Origin of the sequence: Aestuariivirga sp. (assembly GCF_047600585.1) — a bacterium.
GTDB lineage: Bacteria > Pseudomonadota > Alphaproteobacteria > Rhizobiales > Aestuariivirgaceae > Aestuariivirga.
The window spans coordinates 38,891-62,137 of the sequence record NZ_JASGKP010000001.1; the positions used below are offsets into that span (position 1 = coordinate 38,891).

Sequence of the window (23,247 nt, forward strand, 5' to 3'; positions counted from 1 at the left end):
CGTTGCGCCATCCGCCGGGCATCTCCACCGTGAGATGCATCAGATCACTGGATTTATTGAGGAAATTCGGACACGCCGAGCGCTGTCGGTCTGATGGATGACATCATGTCGCCAAGCCCCATTTCACTATGGGCCGAGGCCATCACCGCTCAGGCTAGAAAGAGATTGAAAAGATTCTGTTATTTCACGCGAAGGTTTTTATCGATTTCGCCCGATAACCACGAAGTTGTCTAAAGATTTCTGATTTTTGTCAGACCTGCCAGAGGTTTAGCCGCGCAAGGCACAGGTAAGGCTCCGGCCTCATATTCAATAAACATGGTTACCCATAGCTTAAGTCATTCGACTTCGGCGCGCAGTGGGTGCTGGGGTTGAACGAGGGGACGTGTGCGGCAGGCAGCGTTGGAACACTTGGCAGCAGAGCTGAACCCGGAAGCGATTCCGCACCGGGCGGTTGAGGCTGCTTGCGCCGTCACGTTCAGCGCATTCCTCGAATGTCCGGATCTCGATCATGGCTAGGCGCGTCAAGCCAAAGCGGGACGAGACGGCGGGCACCAGCGCAAAGCTGTCGTCCATCATTCTCTCGGCATGTCTCGATCTCTCACCCTTCGTGGCGGTCTCCTCGGTGCTGATCAGCGCGCTCTCGCTGTTCATGCCGCTTGCCATCATGGTGGTCTATGACCGGCTCATTCCCCACAGGTCGGTCGAGTCCCTCACCCTCTTGGTGTGCCTGATCATCCTCTCGGTCGCCATCGAGGCGGTCTTCCGCATTTCCCGCAATCACATCGTGAGCTGGGTCTCGACCAAGCTGGCCTGGCGCACGCAGCGCGAGGTGCTGCGCCGTTTCATGTCGGCACCGGCGGGGATCACGGAATCGGAATCCACCAGCCGCAACTTCGACCGTATCCAGGCCCTGATGAATTTCGCGGAGTGGCACGGCAGCCCGTCGCGCCTCGTGCTCATCGATCTGCCCTTCATCGCCCTCTACATCAGCCTCATGGTGGTGGTGGGCGGCTGGCTCGCCGCCATTCCCCTTCTTCTTTTCTGCACGCTCGGCATCACCGTGCATCGGCGCAGCAAGATGATGCGCGACATCAACCGCGAACGCGCCTCTGAAGACATGAAGGTGAAGGACTTCCTGGTTGAAACCCTGACCGGCCTCTCCACCATCAAGGCCAGCGCCATGGAGAGCCAGATGCAGCGCCGCTTCGAGCGCCTGCAGCAGACCGCGGCGGAACAGTCCTTCGATACCATCAAGATTTCGGAAGAAACCCAGTCGCTCTCCGGCCTGCTGTCGAACCTGACGCAGATGGTCACGGTCACGGTGGGTGCCGTTTTCGTCATCAATGGCTCCACTTCGGTGGGTGCGCTGGCCTGCTGTGTCATGCTTGCAGGCCGCGCCATCCAGCCCTTGCTCCGTCTCATCGCGGTGTGGAATGAATTGCAGTCCGTGGTGGTCGGCGTGGAAAAGGCCGAGCCGCTCCTCAAGCTTCCGCCGGCACCCAACTACGAACGCCTCGATCCGCCGCGCGGGCCACTTGAGGTCCGCTTCAACGCCGTCTCCTTCCGCCACACCGAAACGTCCCCGCTCCTCATGCGGGATGCCTCGTTCTTTGCCCCTGCCGGAAGCATTGTCGCCATCTCGGGGCGCGATGGCTCCGGCAAATCCACCGTGGCGGATCTTCTGTGCGGCTATCTCACCCACTATGAGGGCGACATCCGCATCGGCAACATCGATCCCCGTGCCGAGGCCCGCCGCCTGAAGCGCTGCATCTCGATCGTGCGGCCGGGCGCCTCCGCCATGCGCGGTTCCATCATCGACAACATCACCATGTTCCGGAAGGGCGAGGAGGTCGAACTCGCCATGAAGGCGGCCCGCCTGATCGGGCTTGACGCCGATATCTACCGCCTGCCCCGGGGCTACCAGACCATGATGTCGGAAGGGCTCTCGGCAGAACTCCCTGCAGGCCTCGTGCAACGCATTGCCATTGCCCGCGCCATCGCCCGGCGTCCGGGATTGCTCATCCTCGACGAAGCGAACGGCGCCCTCGACATGAAGAGTGATCGCGCCCTCATCGAGGGCCTGATGCGCATCAAGGGCTATACCACCATCATCGTCATCACCAATCGCCCGTCGCTTGCGGCGATTGCCGACCAGAAACTCTGGCTGGAGAACGGCGCGCTGCAAGGAGCTGCCGAACCTCCCGCTTCCGTCCAACCCTCCCCCATTCAGGTGGCCAATTGAGCGTGATGTTTGACAGAGAGGAAGAGCATCCGATCCGGGCGGCGCATCGCCGGATCGCCGACGCCTTTGCCCGTGTCGTGCCGCCGGCGGGTGGCCGCAAGGATACGGGGCTGCTCACCTGTCTTCTTCCCATCGCCGAATCGATCGGCTGGCAGGGCACGGCCCGCCAGATCGCCGAGGCCATGCCCCACGATACGCCGGTCAACGACGTGGAATCGCTGCGCATGGTGCTGCAGCGGATCGGCATCGAGACGGAAAAGACCCCGATTCCTGCCAAGCGCATGCGGAACGAGTATTGTCCGTGCCTTGCCATCACCTCCGACCGCGACCTCGTGCTGGTCAACGCCATCCAGACCAACACGGCCCAGATCTTCGATCCCAAGGTGGGCGATTGGCGTCTGGTCAAGCGCAGCCAGCTGTCGGGCGACATCTATACGGTGCGCCTGCTCGATCTCTTCGCCCAGCAGGAAGAACTGCTGCGCGATGGCTTTGTCTGGCCCTTCCTGCGCAAGTCCTACACCCAGCTCAAGCTGGTCTTCTGGCAGAGCTTCGTCATCAACGTGCTCGGCCTCGCCTCATCACTCTATGTCATGTACGTCTATGACAAGGCGATCGGCACCAAGTCGGTCGATACGCTGGCGATGCTGTTCATGGGTGGTCTCGCCGCCGTCTTTCTCGAGATGCGCCTCAGGGGCAGGCGCGGCGCCAACATCGCGCGGCTGGGTGCGAGGTTCGATGCGCTCGCCGTCACCGGCGCTTATCAGGCCGTGCTGGAACTGCCGCTTTTCATGAGCGAGGGCGCGCCGCTCAATGCCCAGCTCACGCGCTTCAAGCAGTTCCAGGTGGGCCGCGAGATCTTCGGCGGCAGCCTCGCCACCTCGCTCATCGATCTGCCCTTCACCTTCATCTTCTTCGCCATGATGTTCATCTTCGGCGGCTATCTCGGCTTCATCCCCGTGGGCTTCGCCGTCATTCTTGCCTTGATCGGCATCGGCACAAGCTCGATCCTGACGAAGCAGATGCGCGACATGGGCGACTGGAAGAGCAAGTCGGATTCCATCCTGCTCGAAATCTGCTCCCGTCTCCATCTGGTGCGCGCCGACAATGCCGAAGACGTCTGGCTCACCCGCGCCATCGATTCCTACCGGAAGTACCTCACCAGCAAGTTCGCCAGCCAGCAGTTTTCCAACACGCTGCAGGTGATCGCCCAGGCGGGCGTGTCGATCTCCGGCTCCCTTGTCCTCGGACTGGGTGCGGTCGAGGTGATGAGCGGGCAACTGTCGCTTGGTGCCCTCGTGGCGCTGATGGCCGTGCTGTGGCGCGTGCTGAGCCCCATCCAGATCGTGTTCCTCTCGGCCCACCGCCTCAAGCAGACGGTGTCCACCGTTCGCCAGATCGACAAGCTGATCCAGATGAAGCGTGAGCGTGAAGCCGGGCGGATGAGAGGGGCGGGTTCCGGCTTCGTCGGCCGCCTCAGCCTCACGGGCGTCTGCTTCCGCTACCAGAACCGCACCGAGCTTTCGATCAAGAACGTTTCCCTCGATATCGCACCCGGCGAGATCATCGCACTGGTTGGCCCGAGCGGGGCGGGCAAGTCGACGCTGCTCAAGCTGATGCTCGGCATCTACCAGCCCCAGAGCGGCAGCGTGCGGCTGGACGATTTCGACCTTCGGCAGATCGACACCACCGAGGTCCGGCAATCGCTGGGCTATCTCGGGCAGGACCCCAGCATGTTCTATGGCACCGTGGCGCAGAATCTGCGGCTGGTTGCCCCCGATGCCTCCGACGATGAGCTGGTCTACGCGCTGGGCGCGGTGGGGATCAGCGTCGACGACCCCGCCCTACCGGAAGGCCTTGAAACAAGGCTCAACTCCTCAGCCCGCCGCAGCATGACCATGCCCTTCATCCAGCGGTTGGCACTGGCCCAGGTGTTCCTGCGCAAGTCGCCCGTGCTGTTCCTTGATGAGCCCGCCAACCATCTCGACCGTGATGGCGATCAGGCCTTGATGAACATCATTGCCGGCCTGCGCGGCAAATCCACCGTCATCATGACGACGGCGCGGCCCAGCCACATGAAGATGGCGGACAAGATCGTCGTCCTGAACGACGGCGCGATGGTGGCGAAGGGGCGTCCTGAAGAAATTCTGCCTGTTCTTCTGGCTCAACAATCACGGATGGCGGGGTAGCGCAATGATGCTCGCAACCCCCCGTCCGGCAGCGGAGATACACACGTGATGCTCGCGACATGGATCAACAGAAGCGACAGGAGCCAGGGCAAGTCCGCCTACATCCTGCCGATCGAACTGGAGGATACGCGTCCCGTTGAGGTGCAGCGGCTCATCCTCCGTTTCGGAAGCCTCCTTCTCGTGGCGGTGACGATCTGGGCCGCCGTGACGCCGATCCGCGAAATGGCCATCGCGCCCGGCGTGATCATTCCGCAGGGAGAGGTGCGCGCCGTTCAGCATTATGAAGGCGGCATTGTCGCCGAAATCTATCGCAAGGCGGGCGATACCGTGCGCGCCGGCGATCCGCTGATCCGTCTTGCCGCCGGGCAGGTGGGGGCAGATCTCGGTCAGATGACGGTCCGCCTGCAGGACCTGCAGCAGACCGAGGCCCAGCTGCGGAAACTTCTGGAGCGGGAAAAGCAGCATCTCCCGATTGGCCCGGCCGAGTTGGCGGGCCTCGACCCGGTGCAGCAGGCTGTTCTCGTGGCCCGCGCCAACGAGCGGAATGACGAACGCAATACGCTCCGCTCGCGCATGGAGCAGAAGAAGATCGAGATCGAGACGTCCACCCAGCAGATTGCCATCCTCGAGAAGATGGTGAAGCTCCGGACCGACGCGCTCAATGACCGCGAATCCCTGTTGCAGCAGGGCCTTGCGACACGCCGCGCTTTCCTTGATGACAATGCCGCCCTCGAGCAGACCCGCATCCAGCTGATGAATGCCAAGGCGCAGCAGAAGGCGGCGGGAGAAGCGGTGATCGAAGCCCAGAGCATGCTCGCTGCGTCCGATGCCACCGCACTCCGCACCTGGTCGGAAGAATTGGCCAAGGTCTCGGCAGAGATCAACGAGACGGAAGAATCGATTGCCAAGCAGAAGGACCGCTACGAGCGTCTGGTGGTTCGCGCCCCCGTCGACGGCACGGTCCAGGTGGTCAGCCTCAAGTCGGTGGGCGAGGTGGTCAAGCCCGGCGACACCTTCATGAAGATCGTTCCCGGCAATGTGCCGCTTGTTGCGGAATTGCAGGTGAGGCCCGACGACATCGGCAACGTGAAGGTCGGCGATACGGCCGAGCTGAAGGTCACGGCCTTCGATGCTGCCATCTACGGGAAGCTGACGGGGCGCATCGAAAGCGTTTCGCCATCCTCTTTCCAGCGTGAAAATGGCGATTACTTCTATAGGGCTACGGTCACCATCGAGAATTCGAAACTGCTGGGGAATGCCCATATCACGCCCGGCATGATCGTGTCGGCCGAGATCATCACCGGCGCCAAGTCTTTCCTGCGCTACATCCTCAAACCGATCTTCAAGGTTGTCGATCCGGCGTTTGCAGAGAGGTAACCATGTCCGGACCACCAGTTTGACGCAAGAAGGCTTTGCGAACACTCGCAGAGAGTGTTGTTCACCCAAGGATTCGCAATGGACGTTGCGTTGAAGCCAAAGAGGAAGCTGTCGCGCCAGCAGGTTCTGCTGCGCGAGAATGCTGCCTTGAAGGACAAGATCAGGCTTCTCGAGGCGGTGATCGACAATTTCCCCGGCGGCATCGTGCTGACCGACAAGGATCTCAACATCCTCATCTGCAACCGGCAACAGCGCTCGCTGCTGCAATATCCCGAGCATCTCTTCGCCAGCAATCTCACGCTTGAGGACCTGTTCCGCTTCAACGCAAAGCGCGGCGAATATGGCCCGGGCGAGGTGGAAGAGATCGTGGCGGGCAAGATGGCCCTTGCGGCGAAGGCCGAGGCCCACGCCTTCGAGCGCACCAGGCCCAATGGCCAGGTCGTTGAAATCCGCGGCACGCCGCTGCCGGGTGGCGGCTTCGTCACCAGCTATATCGATGTCACCGAAAACCGCGCCATGCAGAAGGGCGTGGCCGAACTTGCCCTCAAGGATTCCCTTACCGGCCTTGCCAATCGGCCGCTCTTTCTCGACCGCCTCAAGCAGGCGATTGCGCTCGCCCGCCGCGGCGATCATTTCGCGCTCCACTACATCGATCTCGACAACTTCAAGCCGATCAATGACCAGCATGGCCATGATGCGGGCGACGAGGTGTTGCGCGAGATTTCCAGGCGCTTCAAGCGCGTTGCCCGCGAGACCGACATGGTGGCGAGGCTCGGCGGTGATGAGTTCGTCGTCATCCAGACCAAGGCGAGCAGTGTTGAGGCGGCGGAAAAGCTGGCCGTGCGTCTGCTGCAGGCCACGCAGCAACCGATCGTTTATGGCGGGCATAATCTGATGGTCGGCGCCAGCATCGGCATTTCCATGTCGATGCATTCCGTCCTCGAAAGCGACCAGATGGTGAAGTTCGCCGATCTCGCCCTCTATGAAAGCAAGCGGCGCGGCAAGAACCGCTTCCGCATCTTTGGCGCCGGCCCGCAAAGCGACCCGACCTGATCCTGTTGGGTTTACGAAATCTCGAATGTGCAGTGATGATCGGCGCCACAGCGGCATCCGGTTTCGCGCACCGTCACCGGGCCACGGATCAGCGCGCTGAAGATCGTCTCGAACACGGCGGTGTGCCAGATGCAGCCAAGGGATGTGGCAATCGGATTTTCCGAAATGGTGATGCTGGCGGGTGATCCCGCCCGATAGGTGACGTGGCCCGTGCCGGCAAAGGTCCAGGCATGCTTGCTGATCGCCTTGAGCAGGATCCGCATGGCGAGTGCGCGCGGCAGGCGGGGCAGCAGGGCGCGGGCAAAGGCGGGAATGCGGTTGGCAAGGATATAGCGTCCGGTGCGGCGTCCGGCATCGGCAAAGAGGGCCCGGGCCGCCTGCGGGTCGGCCTCATCGCTCACTGCCTTGAACAGCCGCGCCACCTCGCCTTCATCCACCATGGCCTCCGGCGGGTGGGCGAGATAGGGGAGAAGCCCGGCACGCCCGTAAATCCGTGCGGCGCGGGCCTGTTCCTTCCTTGCGCTCAACGCCTCACCCATCTGGATGATGGCGTTGGGACCGATGCGGGCCGTGATGGTGGCGGTCATTCCGGCCTCAGTGGAGGGACGCCCCGTCATCCATCTGCCCGCCACCACCGCAGGCGAGAACCGTTTCGGTCTCGCCGGCCTTGTCCTTGGCGAGTTGCGCCTTCACCGCTTCCTTGCGTTCGCGGGCCTTCATCTTGCGCTCGCTGATCGCCACCCAGTCTTCCATCTGGGCGGGCGCGATTTCGCGTGAACCGTCGAAGTGGAAGTCCACGTTCTTCTTCGATTGCGGGCCCCAATAGCCCACCTTGCCGAGATCATAGAAGGTGCGCTGCACGCCGGCGCGCAGGAAGGCCTTGAGGCAGCCGAGGAGGTAGCGCCGGCGGAAACCGGTGCCGCGCCACGGGTAATGGAACAGCGCCTTCTTCATGTAGAAGCGGCGGTAGTTGTTCATCACCCGGTCGAGCAGTTCGGCGCGGTCCATGGCGTCAGGTTTCATGATGGGGGTGACGAAGTTGTATTTGGAGAAGTCGAAGACCTCCACCTTGTCGCCCAGTTCCTGGAAGAGCGGCGTGAAGGGCCACGGCGTGTACATGGACCAGTTGGCAAGATCGGGCTGCCAATCCCAGGCCATGCGGTAGGTTTCTTCCAGCGTTTCCGGCGTCTCATTGTCGAGGCCGACGATGAACTGCGCTTCGGTGAAGATGTCAGCTTCGCGCAGCAGGCGGATCGCTTCCTTGTTCTGCGCCACCTTGGTTTCCTTGTTGAAGCGGTCGAGCTTCAACTGGGCGGCCGCTTCCGTGCCGAGGCTCACATGCACGAGACCCGCCTTGCGCCACATCTTGAGATCATCACGGTCGCGGTAGATGTCGGTGACGCGGGTGTTGATGCCCCACTTCACCTTGTCGGGCAGGCCGCGGGCAATGAGCTCTTCGCAGAACTCGGTGAACTTCTTCTTGTTGATGGTGGGTTCCTCGTCGGCGAGGATGAAGAAGCCGACATTGTGGTCGTTGACGAGCTTCTCGATTTCATCGACCACCTTCTTGGGATCGCGCACGCGATAGTCGCGCCAGAACTTCCACTGCGAACAGAAGGAGCAGGTGAAGGGGCAACCGCGGGCCATGTTGGGAATGGCGACGCGCACGCCGAGCGGCACGTAGATGTATTTGCTCCAGGTGAGGATGTCCCAGTCCGGCATGATGCCGTCCAAGTCCTTGATGGTGGGTGCGGCCTGGGTGGCGACGATCTCGGTACCCTCACGGTAGGCGAGGCCCTTGATCCCCGCGCGGTCGGCGGGCCAGCGGCCTTCATCCACGGCGCGCACGAGGTTGACGAAGATCTCCTCGCCCTCGCCGCGCACGATCACGTCAATCCATGGCGCTTCGCTCAGCACCTGCTTGAACATGAAGGTGGCATGGACGCCACCCAGCACGCGCACGGCCTTCGGAATGGCACGCTCGGCAATCTTGAGAACATTCTCCGCCTTGTAGATGGAAGGCGTGATCGAGGTGACGCCGATCACATCGGGGTTTGCATCGCGGAGTTTCTGTTCCAGAACCTCGTCGCTCAGGTCATCGGTCATCGCATCGATGAAGGTGACCTTATCGAAGCCGGCCGACTTCAGCCCGCCTGCGAGATAGGCCGCCCAGGCGGGTGGCCAGTTGCCGGCAATTTCCGCACCACCGGAGTGATAGTTCGGGTGAACGAGTACGACATGCATGGGTTTCCCTCCCCGTAGCTGTTCGGGCGAGGTTGCGGTGTTCCCGGTAGAGGGTCATTGACCCATGTCAAAGACTGTCAAGTTTGAAGGACAGGCATTCTTTTCTGCGGGAGGTCGCCAGTTTATCCCTGCAAAACCGTGTCTTCGCTTTCCTGCGGTGTTTTGACCAAGTGTCAATCCCGCTAGACAGCGATTGATCTTGGAGGCCGAAGGGCCTAGCCTGTGACGCGAAATTCGGGAAGGACGTCCCCATGCTACGGGAAACCGCCACACGAGAGAGCAGGGCAAGCCTGCAAGGACGGCGAGCGGTGTTTCCGTTTTCGGCCATTGCCGGACAGGCCGATCTGAAGCTGAGCCTTGTGCTGACCGCTGTTGATCCGCTGATCGGCGGCCTTCTTGCCATGGGTGACCGCGGCACCGGCAAGTCCACCACGGTCCGTGCATTTGCAGCGCTCCTTCCTGCCATCAAGGCGGTCAAGGATTGTCCTTATCATTGCGATCCTGCTGCACCGCAGTCGGCGTGCGAATCCTGCCGCGCCGCCTTTGCCGCCGGTGCCAAGCTCAAGACCGAGACCATTCCCGTGCCGGTCGTTGATCTGCCGCTCGGCGCCACCGAAGACCGTGTCGCCGGCGCGCTTGATCTCGAGAGGGCTTTGGCACGGGGTGAAAAGGTCTTCGAACCCGGCCTCCTCGCCAAGGCGAACCGTGGCTATCTCTATATCGATGAGGTCAACCTCCTCGAGGATCATCTTGTCGATCTGCTGCTCGACGTGGCGGCCTCGGGCGAGAACCTGTTCGAACGTGAAGGCCTCAGCGTCCGCCATCCCGCCCGCTTCGTGCTGATCGGCAGCGGCAACCCGGAAGAGGGCGAGCTTCGCCCGCAGCTGCTGGACCGTTTCGGCCTTTCCGTCGAAGTCCGCACCCCGCAGGATGTGCCCACCTGGGTTGAAATCGTGCGCCGCCGTGAGGCCTACGAGCGCGATGCCAATGGCTTTGCCGCCACCTGGGACAAGGACGAGAAGGCTTTGCAGGGCAAGATCCTCTCCGCCCGCAAGCGCCTGCCGGATGTGACGGTTGCCGATGACATCCAGGAAAAGGTCGCGGCCCTCTGCCTTGCGCTCAAGACGGACGGTCTGCGTGGGCAATTGACGCTGATCCGCGCCGCCCGGGCGCTTGCCGCCTTCGAAAAAGCCAAGGCGGTGACGCTCTCGCATGTGAAGCGCATGGCGCTGCCGGCCCTCCGTCATCGCCTCCGCCGCAATCCGCTGGAAGAGACCGGATCTGCCGTCCGCATCGAGCGTGCCATCACCGAGGTGCTCGGCCCATGACCGACACCCGCCACAACGACGCCACATGGGCCGCAGGGCTTCTGGCGCTGTGTGGCGAAGAGATGGGGGGTGCACTCATCTCGGAGGAGGCGGAAGAGTCTTTCGTTGCGGCTTATAAAGCAGCCGCGCCCGACCAACCCGTTCATGCGGTTCCGGCGAGTGTTGCCATCGAGGCCTTGAACGGCGCACTTGATCTGGCCGAGACGCTGGCGATGGGCCGGCCCATTCACTCGCCAGGTCTTCTCAATCGTGAAGAGCCACTCACGCTTCTGTTGCGGCGGGCCGAACGTCTTGATCCGTCCTGTGCCGCCGCCATCGCCGATGCGCTGGACCGCCGCTCGATCCTGCTTCTGGCCATCACGACCACCCGCGAGGATGATGAACCGGTGGCGCAGCGCCTGATGGACCGGCTGCCCTTCTGCGTGGTCGAACGGGCCGAGGCCGTCTGGACACCGGATGCCATCTACGCTGCCCGCAATCTCCTCGCCGGGGTGACGATCGCGCCCGCTTGGATCGATGAGTTGGTCAATGTTGCGATGATGCTGGCGATTGCCGCCCCGCGTGCCGCCATCCAGGCGGTGGAAGTGGCGCGGGCCCTTGCAGCACTGCGCGGTGCTGCCGTCGTCGGTGAAGATGATGTGACACAGGCCGCGCGGCTTGTTTATGCGCCGCGCGCCCAACAGTTGCCCCCGCCTCCTGATGAAGATCAGGAGACGGAGCAGCCGCCTCCGCAGGACCGCCAGTCTCAGGCGGAGGCGGTCCAATCCCTACCAGAACAGCCGGAAAATGCCGAGATCATTGTGGAAGCGGTGAAGGCGTCGCTGCCGGAGCATATTCTCGCCGATCTCGTGTCGGGGCAGGGGCGAAAGGGTGCAGGCCGCAACATGAAGGTCAACGCGCCGCGCAAGGGCAATGGCCAGCGCGGCCGCAAAACGGGCCAGCGCCGTGCCACCTCGCTCGCCCGCCAGCGGCTTGACGTGCTGGCGACCCTCCGCACTGCGGCCCCGTGGCAGCCCGTACGGCGCAAGCTCTATGGCAGTGACCGCGTCACGGTATTGCGCGATGATTTCCGGGTGGCGCGCATCAAGCAGCGCAACGAGGCCACCGCCATCTTCGCGGTCGATGCCTCCGGCTCCACCGCTTTCCAGCGTCTTGCCGAAGCCAAGGGGGCGGTCGAATCCGTCCTCGCCGAATGTTACGTCCGGCGTGACAAGGTGGCGCTCGTCTCCTTCCGCAGCAAGACCGCCGATGTGCTGCTGCCGCCCACGCGCTCGCTTGAGAGGGCAAAGCGGGCACTTACCAGCATGCCGGGTGGTGGCGGAACGCCGCTTGCCTCGGCACTCGATCAGGTTTTCGCGCTCGCCCTGCAGGTGAAGCGCGGCGGCGGCACGCCCACCATCATCATGCTCACCGATGGCCGCGCCAATGTCACGCGCGAAGGCGAAGGCAACAAGGTGAAGGCGCTCGAGGAAACGATGGCGAGTGCTCGTCTCCTTGCGGCGGAGGGGATCGATGCCATGGTCATCGATGTCTCGCCCGAGCCGAAGCACCATGCCCGGGCTCTGGCGGATGCCATGCGTGCCCGCTATCTGCCGATGCCCCGCGCAGGCGCCCATGACATCGCACGGCCGGTCAACCAGGCGCTCCGGGCCCTGACGCAATGAGTGTTGCCGTAGAGCAGGAGCAGGAGCGCATCGCGACGCCGGAGCCGAAAGAGCATTTCGTGCAGGCGGACGGCTTGCGCTGGCATGTGGTGGAAGAGGGCGATGGCCCCACCGTGCTGCTGGTGCATGGCACGGCGGCCTCGGTGCATTCCTGGCGCAAGGTCATCCCTCATCTCTCCGCCCGCTTTCATGTTGTCGCGCTCGACCTGCCGGGCCACGGCCAAACGACTTCGCGCGGATCGAGCGATCTCACCCTGCCGCGCATGGCATCGGGCGTGGCGGCGGTGATGAAGGCGCTGGGGCTTTCCCCTAAAATCGTGGCGGGACATTCGGCTGGTGCGGCCATTCTTGCCGAGGCCGCCTCGCGCAAGCTCATCGCACCCACCACACTCGTCTCGTTCAACGGCGCCTTCTTTCCCTTCGGCGGGCTGGCGGGAAGCCTGTTCTCGCCCATCGCCAAGTTCGTGGCCTTCAATCCCTTCGTGCCGCGGCTCCTCTCCGGTGTGGCGCGCCAGTCGACGGTCGAGCGGCTTCTGCGCGACACCGGTTCCGAGCCAGACCCCGAAGACATCGAGCACTATTTCCGCCTCTTCAAGGACCCGGACCATGTGGCCGCAGCACTGGGCATGATGGCTGCCTGGGATTTAAGCACCATGGAACAGGCGCTTGCGCGGATTGAAGCCTCCTGTATCTTCGTTGCCGGAGACAACGACAAGGCGGTGCCGCCGGCCTCTGCAGACAGGGCGGCGTCACGCTGCCGTCATGCCGTCACGCTCCACTACAGGGGATACGGGCACTTGCTTCACGAAGAAAATCCGCGCCTCGCCGCCGGCATCATCATGGGTCTCGAAACATGAACCCCCAGGTGTTCTTTCTGCCCGAGGATCATCCGGACCGGCGCGCCCTCAATGACGAGGTGCATGCCCGCCCGCCGGACAGCCTCGAAGCGCCGATGCGCATGTCCTATCTGGTGCTGGTTGGAACCGGCAGCCGGAGCGACGATCTTCATGCCCTGTCGCAATTGCTGGAAGGCACCGGCGCGCCGAAGCCCGCCCCCGATGCGAACCATTTCGTGGCCGACCTCGGCTCGCACCGCGTCAAGTGGGAGCGCCATACCGAATTCTGCCGCTATACGTTCTTTGCGCAAGGCATCGAGAAGAAGCCCTTCTCGGAACCCGCGATTTCGCTTGTTCCCCAGAACTGGCTGAAGAGCCTGCATGGCCGCACCATCGCCGCCATCCATGCCACGGTGATCCGCAGCCCCAAGCCGCCGGAACCCTCGAAAATTGCGGAGTCCTATTTCAACGGCAACACCATCATCGGCTCGACCATCTCGGGTCATGCCGGCCGCGCCTACACGGATTTCCGCATCCATGCCGATGGCTTCGGCCGCCTTCTGGTCTGGGACCATCACATGACGCCCCGGCAGGCCGGCCGTCTGGTGCAGCGTCTCTTTGAAATCGATACCTACCGCATGATGGCGCTGCTGGCCCTGCCGATGGCGCGCAAGCTCACGCCCTTCCTCGGAACGGCGGAAAACGAGCTGATTTCAGTGATGAGCGCCATGAAGACGGCAGGCGAGGCGGAGGAGCCCGGGCTTCTCGACCGTCTCACCCGGCTCGAGGCCGACGTCGAACGTCAGTATACGGACAATCAGTACCGTTTCACGGCGGCGAACGCCTACTACGACATCGTGCAGCAGCGCATTGAGGAACTCCGCGAAGAGCGGATCGAGGGCCTCCAGACCTTCCGCGAATTCAACGACCGCCGCTTCTCGCCGGCGATTGCCACCTGCCGTGCCGTCTCCGCCCGGGCCCAGGCCCTGTCGGAGCGGATCTCGCGGGCCTCGCTGCTGCTGGCCACCCGCGTCAGCGTCTCGCGCGAAAAGCAGAACCAGAGCCTGCTCCAATCCATGGACCGCCGCGCCAACCTGCAGCTTCGCCTGCAGCAGACTGTGGAAGGCCTCTCCGTGGCGGCGATCACCTACTACATTGTCGGCCTCGTCTATTACGCCGCCAAGGGCATCCTGCCGAAAGAGGGGGGCAGCGTGACGCCCGAGTTCGTGGCCGCACTCGCGATCCCGGTCGCTCTTCTGGCCGTCGGCATCGGCCTGCACCGCTTCAGGAAGTCGCTGCACGACTGAGAGGTCTTGCGTCAACTTCAATTGCGGCGTCTAATGTCCAGCAATGTTGACATCACATGCCATGCCTCATGCGGTGGTGATCGGTGCCGGGCTTGGCGGCCTCGCAGCGGCCATCCGTCTGGGCGCGCGCGGATACCGGGTCACGGTTCTTGACCGCTTGCCGCAGCCGGGCGGCCGCGCCACCGTGCACAAGCAGGATGGCTTCACCTTCGATGCCGGGCCCACCATCATCACCGCACCCTTCGTGCTGGAAGAGCTGTGGCGCTTCGCCGGACAGGACTTCAACCGCGACGTGACACTGAAGGCCATGGATCCCTTCTATGTGATCCGCTTCGACGACGGCGACACCTTCACCTGCCGCAGCGATCCGGAGGCGATGAAGAGGGAAGTGGCCCGTATCTCACCCTCGGACGTCGAGGGCTACACGCGCTTCATGGCCGAGAGCGAGGAGATCTACCGCATCGGCTTCGAGCAGCTGGGCCATGTGCCCTTCAATTCCTTCATGGACATGGTGAAGCTCGTCCCCAGCCTGGCCCGGCTCAAGGCGTGGCGCTCGGTTCACGGCCATGTCGCCCACCACGTCAAACATCCCAAGCTCCGCATGGGGCTGAGCTTCCATCCGCTCTTCGTCGGCGGAAATCCCTTCCGCACCACCAGCGTCTACAGCCTCATCGCCTATCTCGAACGCAAGCATGGCGTGCACTGGGCCATGGGCGGCACCCACGCCATCGTCAAGGCGATGGTGAAGCTCATCGAGCGCCAGGGCGGCACCGTTCTTCCGAATATTGAAGTCGCTGAAATCACCCACGAAAACGGCCGCGCCACGGGCGTGCGGCTGAAGACGGGCGAAACCGTTCCGGCCAACATCGTCGTCTCCAACGCCGATGCGGCGCACACCTATCGCACGCTTATCCAGGGCGGCGCGCAGCGGCGCTGGACGCCTGCGAAGATGAAGCGCGCCAGCCATTCCATGTCGCTCTTCGTCTGGTACTTCGGCACGAAGCGCCGCTTCGAGAGCGTGCCGCACCACATCATCCTGATGGGCCCGCGCTATCACGGCCTGATCAAGGACATCTTCGACCGCAAGGTGCTGGCCGACGACATGAGCCTCTACCTGCACCGGCCCTCTGCGAGTGACCCCTCGGTTGCGCCCGCGGGCTGCGATGCCTTCTATGTGCTGTCGCCCGTGCCCAACCAGGAGTCCGGGATCGACTGGTCGCAGCAGAAGGAGATCTACCGCAAGCGCGTCGCCCAGCGTCTGCACGAGACCGTGTTGCCGGGCTTCGAATCCGAGATCATCTCGCAGCGCCTGATGACCCCGGATGACTTCGAGCACGGCCTCCTCTCCTACAAGGGGGCGGCCTTCGGCCTGGAGCCGGTGCTCACGCAAAGCGCCTGGTTCCGCCCCCACAACAAGAGCGAGGAACTGGAAAACCTGTTCCTTGTTGGGGCAGGCACCCATCCCGGTGCGGGTGTCCCCGGCGTGATTTCTTCGGCCCGCGTGCTTGATCTCACGGTGCCGCCAGCAGAAGTGTTTGCCCGTGCTGCGCCTTGATTTCGCGACACCTGCCGACCTCGCCCACTGCCGACAGATGATCCGGCAGGGCTCGCGCAGCTTCCATCTCGCCTCGCTGCTGCTTCCCGCCAATGTCCGCGAATATGCCCGCGCTCTCTATGGCTTCTGCCGCATGGCGGATGATCTGGTGGACCACTCGGACAATGCCGCCGAGGCGGTGGCGACACTGGCGCGGCGGCTTGACCTGATCTACGCGGGCGAGCCCGTGGAGTCGCCGACCGACCGTGCCTTCGCCGATGTGGCGCGCCGCTTCGGCATTCCCCGCAGCGTGCCCGACGCCCTGATCGAAGGCTTTGCCTGGGACGCGAACCGCCGCCGCTATGACACGCTCTCGGACGTGGTCGCCTATGGCGTGCGCGTGGCGGGCACGGTGGGCGTGATGATGTCGCTCATCATGGGGCAGCGCAATCCCAACGCGCTCGCCCGCGCCATCGACCTCGGTGTCGCCATGCAGCTGAGCAACATCGCCCGCGACCTCGAGGAGGATGCCAAGCTTGGCCGCGTCTATGTGCCGGGCGACTGGCTGCGCGAGAAGGGCTGCACGCCGAAGGACGTGCTCGGCAATGCCGCCTGTGCCGCCGATGCCGCGAGCCGCCTCGTCACGGAAGCCGAGCAGCTTTACATGCGCGCCCGCGCGGGCATCGCCATGCTGCCGCGCTCCTGCCGCGCCTCGATCAATGCGGCCCGTCTGCTCTACCGAGAGATCGGTTGCCTCGCCGCGCGCCAGGGTCACCGTGGCCGGGCGGTGGTGGGTGGGCGGCGCAAGGCGGCCCTCGTCCTCCGCGCCATTGCGGAAGTGCCGGCGCTGCCGCGGTCAAGCGAAGTCCCCTGCCTGCCCGAGGGCCAGTTCCTCATTGACGATGTTGTGAAAACCCCGCTGCCACCGTCTCCGTATCAAGGCCTGGGCGGTCAGATGGGCTGGGTCATCGACATGCTCATGGCAGTGGAGGCACGGAAGCAGTGAGCAGCGGAACGATCATCACCCTCGAGATTGCCGTGGTGACCATCGTGGTCGTCGGCTGGGGCCTGTGGGAACTCTACAGCCTCAGGAAGGGCCGTTAACCTTCTGTATTTGCAGTTCTTCTAGCCGCGCCGCGGCATGCGGAAGGGGAGCATCCACTGCACCACCGGATGGCTGAAGCGGGTGAGCGACAGGCTCTCGTGCACGGCATCGACAGGTTTTCCGCCCAGCGTCAGCTCCACATGGTTGCGGGTGTAGAAGGGCGCATCCTCCAGCTTCAGCATCAGCCGCGGCGGCTGCTCCGAGAGGATCGGGCGGCGCATGCCCCAGAGCCCGCGCGGCAGCTCATGATGGGAAGCAAGCGGATGCTCGCTCACCTCACCCTTGGCAAAGTGCCTGCCGAAGGCGCGGCGTTCGTTCGCCACCGTGGTCACGTCGTAAAGCACCGTGGTGCCCTCAGCGGTTTCGGCGCGTGACCACGTCCAGTCGCGGAAGGCCGCTTCCAGCGGTTCCTCGCCCCAGTTCATGTCGTGATAGGCGGTGCCCGACCAGGAGAGGTTCGGCGCCGTGAGGTTGACCTCGATCCGCGCGTCCGTGGCGACGGCCCGCCAGTGGTGCCGCCCCGCCGCATCGAGCGCCACGGGCGCATCGTAGAGCGCGCCCGGCGTGAGCCGCACCTCGCCGCGCAACGGAAAGGGGATGGGCGAACAGATCTCGTGGATGTTCACGGTGAGACCGCGCTCGTCCCAGGCCATCGATGATGGTCCGACGTGAAAGGCGTCTTTGGATTGATCCACAAAACGTGCGGCACGTTCGGTCATGGCCCAGCGGCGCGTCTCGCCGTAGAGGGCGACATTGATGCAGCAGAAGTTGCCGGGGTCGCCCGCGCCGCGTTTGCGCGCCGCCGCGTAGTAAGGCGAGAAGACGCTGCCGACGAAGCCGATGATGGTGAGGCCGTGGCGGCGGTCGTCGCTCAGGGCATCGACGTACCACCAGCGATAGCCGTTCTGCGGAACCTGCGCGTCGAAGCGTGGTCGCTGAGCAGCGCTTCCGCGGCCCGCAGCCCCGAGAGCGTCGCCATCGGCACGCCCGGCCCCGGATGGACGCTGCCGCCCGCGAGATAGAGGTTGGGAAGATGTGTGCGGGCCTGAGGCCTGAGGAACGTCGACATCCATCCGTGTGAGGCCCTTCCGTAAAGCGCGCCGTGGGTGGCGGGATAAAGCGCGGCAAAGTCCTTCGGGCTCCGCCGCAGGATCTCGCCGTGAGAAAGATCGAGACCAAGCCCCTGTGCCTGAAGCCTGCGGAGCACGGTGGCTTCGAGATCAGAGGGTGCAGCCATGCCGTTTGCGGGCGCATTCACCAGCACCAGCTTGCGGCCTTCGCCCTGATCGCAGAGATAGATGGTGGGATCAGCTGCCGGCCCTGTGGAAAGAGCTGCAAATTCAGCCGGGTAGTCGGCGGAGAAGAAAACGTTGTGATGGTGGAGGGGAAGGCCGTCATGGGCGATCCTGCCCGCCCAGGTGACGGCGGAGAGAGACCGCTCCTTCGCCTGCAGGACCTTCGCTGCGGGCTTCATCGCATCACCCAGGAGGCCGGTGGCCAGCGCCGCGGCATCGGCATTCACCACCACGGCATCGCAGGCGTGGCGGGTTGCGCCTGAGTCGATCACCGCCGTGACGCCGCTCCGCGTCGCTTCGATTTTTGCAGCGGCGGTGCCGAACAGAAAGCGGACGCCAAGTGCGACTGCCGTCTCGTGCAGTGCGCGCGCGAGGTCCGCCATGCCGCCGGGCAGGCGCCAGACGCCACTTGCCTCCACATCCGCGACCAGCATCAGCGTTGCCGGGGCCTTGAAGGGCGACGAGCCGCAATAGGTGGCGTAACGGCCGAAGAGCTGCCGCAGGCGCTCGTCCTTGAAGTAGCGGCCAAGCGCGTGCCACAGGCTCTCGAAGGGATTGATCTTGAAGAGATCGCCGAGCGGCATCGCAGCCGACAATCCCCACGGTGTGGGACGCTGGCTGTTGAGGAAGGGTTGAAGCAGCGAGTCGTGCATGGCCTTCGCGGCGGCGGAGAAGGCGAGATAGCCCTTGGCCTCGGTTGCCCCTGCGAAGCGGCCGATGGCATCGGCGCTTTCCTCCCGGTCGGCAAAGAGATCGAGATTGGCGCCGCCCTGCCAGAAATGACGGGCGAGGGTTTGGAGCGGCTCAGGCTTCAGGACCGCACGCGCGTCTTTGCCCGCGAGGCCGAAGAGATGTTCGAACACCCACATCATGGTGAAGACCGTGGGGCCCGTGTCGGTGGCGCTGCCATCGAGCGTCACGGGCAGCAGCTTGCCGCCCGGTCCGGCCTGGCGCTCGAGCACAAGCACATCCTCGCCTGCTGCTGCGAGGGCGATTGCGGCGGCCAGTCCGCCGGCACCTGCGCCGATGACTACGGTTGCCATGGTGGTTGCCAAGGCCTTTCGATTGTGTCAGGTTAAGATGACACTTGCGAATGACAATGACAATTGTCGATTTGGGAGGCGCCACCATGGATGCCGAAAACCCCCTCGAGAAAGCCTTGGCGCGTGCGCTGGCTTCTCCCTGTTCTTCAGACTGTCCGCCCCGGCTTGCAGAGGTGCTGCAGTACGCCATCTTTCCGGGCGGTGCGCGTGTTCGTCCGAAGCTCGTCCTTGCGGTGGCGCAGGCCTGCGGCAAGGCGGACATGGCCGCGGCCCTTGCCGGCGCCTGTGCGATCGAGATGCTGCATTGCGCCTCCCTCGTGCACGATGATCTGCCCTGCTTCGACGGTGCTGCCTACCGGCGCGGAAAACCCTCCGTACACGTTGCATATGGCGAGCGCCTTGCGGTGCTGGCGGGCGACGCGCTCATCGTGGAAGCCTTCAATGTGGTGGCGGCCTATCCCGACATGGTCCGCATCATCGCCCAGTCGGTGGGCGCCCCCAACGGCATCTGCGCCGGCCAGGCGTGGGAGTGCGAAGACAAGATGGATCTCGTCCGCTACCAGCGGGCCAAGACGGGTGCGCTCTTTGCCGCCTGCACCATGCTGGGCGCGGTGGCAGCGGGACGCGAGGCAGCGCCCTGGCGCCAGTGCGGCATGCTGATCGGCGAAGCCTTCCAGGTGGCCGACGACCTGCGCGACGTGGGTGGCATCTCCGGCGAGATCGGCAAGCCCACCGGACAGGATGCGGCGAACGGCCTGCCCAACATGGTCTCCACGCTCGGCTTCGAGGGCGCCATGCACCATCTCGAAAATCTTCTGGCGCGGGTGACGCAGAGCACGCCGGAGTGCCCCGGACGCGATGCGCTCAACAGCCAGATCGTTGCGGTGTCGCGCGCGCTCGTTCCCAAGCAACTGCATCGTGGCGCTGCCTGAGTTCCTGATCCGGCTCCGCAACCGGCTGCTCACCGATCCGCGCTTCATCTCCGCCGTGCAGAAGCTTCCGGTCGGGCGCTCGATTGCCCGCAGGAAGTCCCAGCAACTCTTTGATATTGTAGCTGGTTTCACATACTCTCAAATCCTCTCGGCCTGCGTCTCGCTGAAGGTCTTCGAGCGCGTCGGCCGCGAGGGCACGAGCCTTGCCGAACTCACCCGCGCCACGGGGCTCACCACTGATCGCTGCCTGATGCTGGTGAAGGGGGCGGAGGCGCTTGGCCTTTTGCAACGCGCGGGCGGCACCGTTCACCTCGGAGAGATGGGGGCTGCCCTTTTCGCCCAGCCCTGGATCATGCGGCTCATCGAACATCACGAGCATTTCTATCGTGACCTGTCCGATCCGGTGGCGCTGCTGAAGACGCCGAAGCCCGCAGGCGACCTTCAGCGCTACTGGGCCTATGACGACAGCGGCGGCGACAAGGCGCGCTACTCGGCGCTCATGGCGGCGTCACAACGGGCGGTCTCGGAACAGGTGCTCGCCGCCTACGACTTCAGCCGTCACAGCCGCATGCTGGATGTAGGCGGCGGGGCAGGGGCCTTCCTCCGCGCGGTCGGGGCACAGTATCCCAAACTCGCGCTCAACCTCTTCGATCTGCCCGCCGTCGCGGCCCTTGTGACGCGGTCCCCTGACACATCGTCACTGCCTTTAATTCAGGCGCATGGTGGTGATTTTCGCAGCGACTCACTTCCCGCCGGCATGGACCTTGTGACCCTCATCCGCGTGGTCCACGACCATGACGACGATGCAGTGCTGGCCCTCTTCCGCAACATCCGCCGGGCGGTCGAACCAGGCACCACACTGCTCATCGCTGAACCTTTGTCAGGACAATCTGGCAGCGGCAAAGTCGCTGATGCGTACTTCAATTTCTATTTCACCGCGATGGCCCAGGGACGTACGCGCACCCCGGCAGAAATCGCTCAAATCGCTGCCCAATCCGGCTTTGGCGCGCTGCGGCAATGGGACACTCCAAACCCCCTCATCGCGGGCGTCCTGACCCTGCTCGCCCACTGATCAAAAGCGTAAAAGAAGATTGACAATAGGTAATGTCTAGTTAAGCTGACACCCAAGATGTCTTGCCACAGTGACAAGCGTCAACAGGGCGGAGGCTGGCGATGGATACCACTGCAGTGGTCTTTGCAGCTCCTGGGCGATTAGCTCTCGAGGTTCTGCCTCTGATTCCACCAGATGGGGCGTCAGCGTTGGTGGACGTCTGCTTTTCAGGCATCAGCACAGGCACCGAACGTCTGCTCTGGACAGGAGACATGCCGGCGTTTCCCGGCATGGGTTATCCGCTGGTCCCCGGCTACGAAACCGTCGGCCGCGTGAGCAGGGCCCCGAGCCATTCGGGTCTCCATGAAGGCGATCTCGTCTTTGTTCCCGGCGCCAGCTGCTATGGCGCGGTGCGCGGCCTCTTCGGCGGTGCCGCCAGCCGCATCGCAACGGCCCCGGCCAAGCTCGTCAAGATCGATGAGAGCCTGCTCGAGTCCGGCACCATGCTGGCGCTTGCCGCCACGGCCCATCACGCCGTCAAGCTTGCACGCCTGCCCGACCTCATCGTCGGCCATGGAGCGCTGGGCCGTCTTGCCGCCCGCATCGTGATCGCGCTCGGCGGTTCGCCCACCGTCTGGGAGACCGACGACCAGCGCATGGGCGGCGCCAAGTCCTATCGCGTGGTGCAGCCGAACCTCGACGAGCGCCGCGATTATGGCTGCATCCTCGATGCCAGCGGCGACACCCAGATCATCGACCGTGCCATGAAGCATCTCGCCCGCCACGGCGAAATCGTTCTCGCCGGCTTCTATTCCGAGCCGCTGCATTTCGTCTTCCCGCCCGCCTTCATGCGCGAGGCAACGCTCCGCATCGCCGCGCAGTGGGACCAGGCAGACCTCACCGCCGTGCTGGACCTCGTGTCGGCCGGCAAGCTCTCCCTCGACGGCCTCGTCACGCACCGCAGCCCCGCTGCCGATGCACCGGTGGCCTATGAAACCGCATTCACTCACCCGGGCTGCCTGAAGATGGTGCTCGATTGGAGGACGTTCCAATGAACGCTGTCGACACACAGTTGCTGCTTGATGCACGCCTCAAGTCGGAAGCGGCCAAGGAGCCCGATCCCGTCCACACAGGCGAGGTGAAGAAGGAAACCCAGATCATCGCCATCTATGGCAAGGGCGGCATCGGCAAGAGCTTCACGCTCGCCAACCTCTCCTACATGATGGCGCAGCAGGGCAAGCGCGTGCTGCTCATCGGCTGCGATCCCAAGAGCGACACCACCTCGCTGCTCTTCGGCGGCAAGGCCTGCCCCACCATCATCGAGACCTCCTCGAAGAAGAAGCTCGCCGGTGAAGACGTGAAGATCGGCGACGTCTGCTTCAAGCGCGACGGCGTCTTCGCCATGGAGCTGGGCGGCCCGGAAGTGGGCCGCGGCTGCGGCGGTCGCGGCATCATCCATGGCTTCGAACTGCTGGAGAAGCTGGGCTTCCATGAGTGGGGCTTCGACTTCGTGCTGCTCGACTTCCTGGGCGACGTGGTCTGCGGCGGCTTCGGCCTGCCGATCGCCCGCGACATGTGCCAGAAGGTGATCATCGTCGGCTCGAACGACCTGCAGTCGCTCTATGTGGCGAACAACGTCTGCTCGGCGGTCGAATATTTCCGCAAGTTGGGCGGCAACGTCGGCGTCGCCGGCATCGTCGTCAACAAGGACGACGGCACGGGCGAGGCCCATGCCTTCGCCGAAGCAGCGGGCATTCCCGTTCTCGCTTCCATCCCGGCGCACGACGACATCCGCCGCAAGAGCGCCAACTACGAAATCATCGGCAAGCCCGGTGGCGAGTGGGGTTCGCTCTTCGAGGAACTTGCAAAGAACGTGGCGGAAGCCCCGCCCCAGCGTCCGAAGCCCCTCAGCCAGGACGGCCTCCTCGGCCTGTTCTCGGGCGACGTGGTGGGCCGCAACGTGGTGCTGCAGCCGGCAACAGCTGAAGACATGTGTGGCGGCGTCATCACCCAGAAGGCGTCTCTCGAAGTGGTTTACGACCAGGTATAA

The 23,247-nt window shown here is 64.0% G+C and carries 18 protein-coding genes; 14 read left to right on the forward strand and 4 right to left on the reverse strand.

Features of this window, described 5'->3' with window-relative positions:
• Positions 1 to 508: 508 nt before the first annotated feature.
• The 4 genes from QM801_RS00130 to QM801_RS00145 all read left to right on the forward strand — a co-directional run bounded on the left by QM801_RS00130 (position 509) and on the right by QM801_RS00145 (position 6,858).
• Positions 509 to 2,242: a peptidase domain-containing ABC transporter gene (locus tag QM801_RS00130; RefSeq protein WP_415017182.1), complete on the forward strand. Its 1,734-nt coding sequence runs from the start codon at positions 509 to 511 to the stop codon at positions 2,240 to 2,242.
• A gap of 5 nt (positions 2,243 to 2,247) precedes the next feature.
• On the forward strand, positions 2,248 to 4,428 hold the full coding sequence (locus QM801_RS00135) for a peptidase domain-containing ABC transporter (protein ID WP_415020865.1): 2,181 nt from the start codon (positions 2,248 to 2,250) through the stop codon (positions 4,426 to 4,428).
• A 48-nt stretch (positions 4,429 to 4,476) separates the two neighbouring features.
• Entirely contained in the window at positions 4,477 to 5,805 is a 1,329-nt protein-coding gene (locus QM801_RS00140; RefSeq protein ID WP_415020866.1) for an HlyD family type I secretion periplasmic adaptor subunit, read from the forward strand.
• A gap of 78 nt (positions 5,806 to 5,883) precedes the next feature.
• On the forward strand, positions 5,884 to 6,858 hold the full coding sequence (locus QM801_RS00145) for a diguanylate cyclase domain-containing protein (protein ID WP_415017183.1): 975 nt from the start codon (positions 5,884 to 5,886) through the stop codon (positions 6,856 to 6,858).
• Positions 6,859 to 6,869: 11 nt separating this feature from the next.
• On the opposite strand, the gene bchJ is transcribed toward QM801_RS00145, so the two are convergent.
• Positions 6,870 to 7,445, reverse strand: a complete 576-nt coding sequence (bchJ, locus tag QM801_RS00150; protein WP_415017184.1) for a bacteriochlorophyll 4-vinyl reductase — start codon at positions 7,443 to 7,445, stop codon at positions 6,870 to 6,872.
• Positions 7,446 to 7,452: 7 nt separating this feature from the next.
• On the reverse strand, positions 7,453 to 9,102 hold the full coding sequence (bchE, locus tag QM801_RS00155) for a magnesium-protoporphyrin IX monomethyl ester anaerobic oxidative cyclase (protein ID WP_415017185.1): 1,650 nt from the start codon (positions 9,100 to 9,102) through the stop codon (positions 7,453 to 7,455).
• A gap of 251 nt (positions 9,103 to 9,353) precedes the next feature.
• On the opposite strand from bchE, the gene bchI reads away from it, so the two are divergent.
• The 6 genes from bchI to QM801_RS00185 are packed head-to-tail and all read left to right on the forward strand — an operon-like array spanning position 9,354 to position 16,777.
• Positions 9,354 to 10,430, forward strand: coding sequence for a magnesium chelatase ATPase subunit I (bchI, locus tag QM801_RS00160; RefSeq protein ID WP_415017186.1), 1,077 nt, complete (start codon positions 9,354 to 9,356; stop codon positions 10,428 to 10,430).
• Complete coding sequence (locus QM801_RS00165; RefSeq protein ID WP_415017187.1) at positions 10,427 to 12,094, forward strand: VWA domain-containing protein; 1,668 nt, start codon at positions 10,427 to 10,429, stop codon at positions 12,092 to 12,094. The genes bchI and QM801_RS00165 overlap by 4 nt, the downstream gene beginning before the upstream one ends.
• Positions 12,091 to 12,951 carry an alpha/beta fold hydrolase BchO gene (bchO, locus tag QM801_RS00170; RefSeq protein WP_415017188.1) on the forward strand — a complete coding sequence of 287 codons (861 nt, stop codon included), beginning with the start codon at positions 12,091 to 12,093 and terminating at the stop codon, positions 12,949 to 12,951. Before QM801_RS00165 ends, bchO begins: the two co-directional genes overlap by 4 nt.
• Positions 12,948 to 14,237 (forward strand): DUF3422 family protein, encoded by a 1,290-nt coding sequence (locus QM801_RS00175; protein WP_415017189.1) that lies wholly within the window; start codon positions 12,948 to 12,950, stop codon positions 14,235 to 14,237. Before bchO ends, QM801_RS00175 begins: the two co-directional genes overlap by 4 nt.
• A gap of 43 nt (positions 14,238 to 14,280) precedes the next feature.
• Positions 14,281 to 15,792: a phytoene desaturase family protein gene (crtI, locus tag QM801_RS00180; RefSeq protein ID WP_415017190.1), complete on the forward strand. Its 1,512-nt coding sequence runs from the start codon at positions 14,281 to 14,283 to the stop codon at positions 15,790 to 15,792.
• Positions 15,779 to 16,777 (forward strand): phytoene/squalene synthase family protein, encoded by a 999-nt coding sequence (locus QM801_RS00185; RefSeq protein ID WP_415017191.1) that lies wholly within the window; start codon positions 15,779 to 15,781, stop codon positions 16,775 to 16,777. The genes crtI and QM801_RS00185 overlap by 14 nt, the downstream gene beginning before the upstream one ends.
• Before the next feature lie 119 nt (positions 16,778 to 16,896).
• Here QM801_RS00185 and QM801_RS00190 read toward each other — a convergent pair whose 3' ends face one another.
• On the reverse strand, positions 16,897 to 17,529 hold the full coding sequence (locus QM801_RS00190) for a hydratase (RefSeq protein WP_415017192.1): 633 nt from the start codon (positions 17,527 to 17,529) through the stop codon (positions 16,897 to 16,899).
• A gap of 218 nt (positions 17,530 to 17,747) precedes the next feature.
• The gene (locus QM801_RS00195) at positions 17,748 to 19,214 is read right to left on the reverse strand and encodes a phytoene desaturase family protein (RefSeq protein WP_415017193.1); all 1,467 of its coding nucleotides are present in this window, start codon (positions 19,212 to 19,214) and stop codon (positions 17,748 to 17,750) included.
• Between the two features lie 50 nt (positions 19,215 to 19,264).
• On the opposite strand from QM801_RS00195, the gene QM801_RS00200 reads away from it, so the two are divergent.
• From QM801_RS00200 to QM801_RS00215, 4 genes are all read left to right on the forward strand, one after another.
• Entirely contained in the window at positions 19,265 to 20,146 is an 882-nt protein-coding gene (locus tag QM801_RS00200; RefSeq protein ID WP_415017194.1) for a polyprenyl synthetase family protein, read from the forward strand.
• The gene (locus QM801_RS00205; protein ID WP_415017195.1) at positions 20,133 to 21,218 is read left to right on the forward strand and encodes a methyltransferase; all 1,086 of its coding nucleotides are present in this window, start codon (positions 20,133 to 20,135) and stop codon (positions 21,216 to 21,218) included. Before QM801_RS00200 ends, QM801_RS00205 begins: the two co-directional genes overlap by 14 nt.
• 101 nt (positions 21,219 to 21,319) lie before the next feature.
• Complete coding sequence (bchC, locus tag QM801_RS00210) at positions 21,320 to 22,252, forward strand: chlorophyll synthesis pathway protein BchC (protein ID WP_415017196.1); 933 nt, start codon at positions 21,320 to 21,322, stop codon at positions 22,250 to 22,252.
• A complete protein-coding gene (locus tag QM801_RS00215; protein ID WP_415017197.1) occupies positions 22,249 to 23,247 on the forward strand; it encodes a chlorophyllide a reductase iron protein subunit X in 999 nt (332 codons plus the stop codon). Before bchC ends, QM801_RS00215 begins: the two co-directional genes overlap by 4 nt.

Coding starts and splice junctions, on each gene's coding strand:
- QM801_RS00130 (WP_415017182.1), top strand. CDS start 509: ATGGCTAGGCGCGTCAAGCCAAAGCGGGACGAGACGGCGGGCACCAGC.
- QM801_RS00135 (WP_415020865.1), top strand. CDS start 2,248: ATGTTTGACAGAGAGGAAGAGCATCCGATCCGGGCGGCGCATCGCCGG.
- QM801_RS00140 (WP_415020866.1), top strand. CDS start 4,477: ATGCTCGCGACATGGATCAACAGAAGCGACAGGAGCCAGGGCAAGTCC.
- QM801_RS00145 (WP_415017183.1), top strand. CDS start 5,884: ATGGACGTTGCGTTGAAGCCAAAGAGGAAGCTGTCGCGCCAGCAGGTT.
- bchJ (WP_415017184.1), bottom strand. CDS start 7,445: ATGACCGCCACCATCACGGCCCGCATCGGTCCCAACGCCATCATCCAG.
- bchE (WP_415017185.1), bottom strand. CDS start 9,102: ATGCATGTCGTACTCGTTCACCCGAACTATCACTCCGGTGGTGCGGAA.
- bchI (WP_415017186.1), top strand. CDS start 9,354: ATGCTACGGGAAACCGCCACACGAGAGAGCAGGGCAAGCCTGCAAGGA.
- QM801_RS00165 (WP_415017187.1), top strand. CDS start 10,427: ATGACCGACACCCGCCACAACGACGCCACATGGGCCGCAGGGCTTCTG.
- bchO (WP_415017188.1), top strand. CDS start 12,091: ATGAGTGTTGCCGTAGAGCAGGAGCAGGAGCGCATCGCGACGCCGGAG.
- QM801_RS00175 (WP_415017189.1), top strand. CDS start 12,948: ATGAACCCCCAGGTGTTCTTTCTGCCCGAGGATCATCCGGACCGGCGC.
- crtI (WP_415017190.1), top strand. CDS start 14,281: ATGTTGACATCACATGCCATGCCTCATGCGGTGGTGATCGGTGCCGGG.
- QM801_RS00190 (WP_415017192.1), bottom strand. CDS start 17,529: ATGGCCTGGGACGAGCGCGGTCTCACCGTGAACATCCACGAGATCTGT.
- QM801_RS00195 (WP_415017193.1), bottom strand. CDS start 19,214: ATGGCAACCGTAGTCATCGGCGCAGGTGCCGGCGGACTGGCCGCCGCA.
- QM801_RS00200 (WP_415017194.1), top strand. CDS start 19,265: ATGACAATGACAATTGTCGATTTGGGAGGCGCCACCATGGATGCCGAA.
- bchC (WP_415017196.1), top strand. CDS start 21,320: ATGGATACCACTGCAGTGGTCTTTGCAGCTCCTGGGCGATTAGCTCTC.
- QM801_RS00215 (WP_415017197.1), top strand. CDS start 22,249: ATGAACGCTGTCGACACACAGTTGCTGCTTGATGCACGCCTCAAGTCG.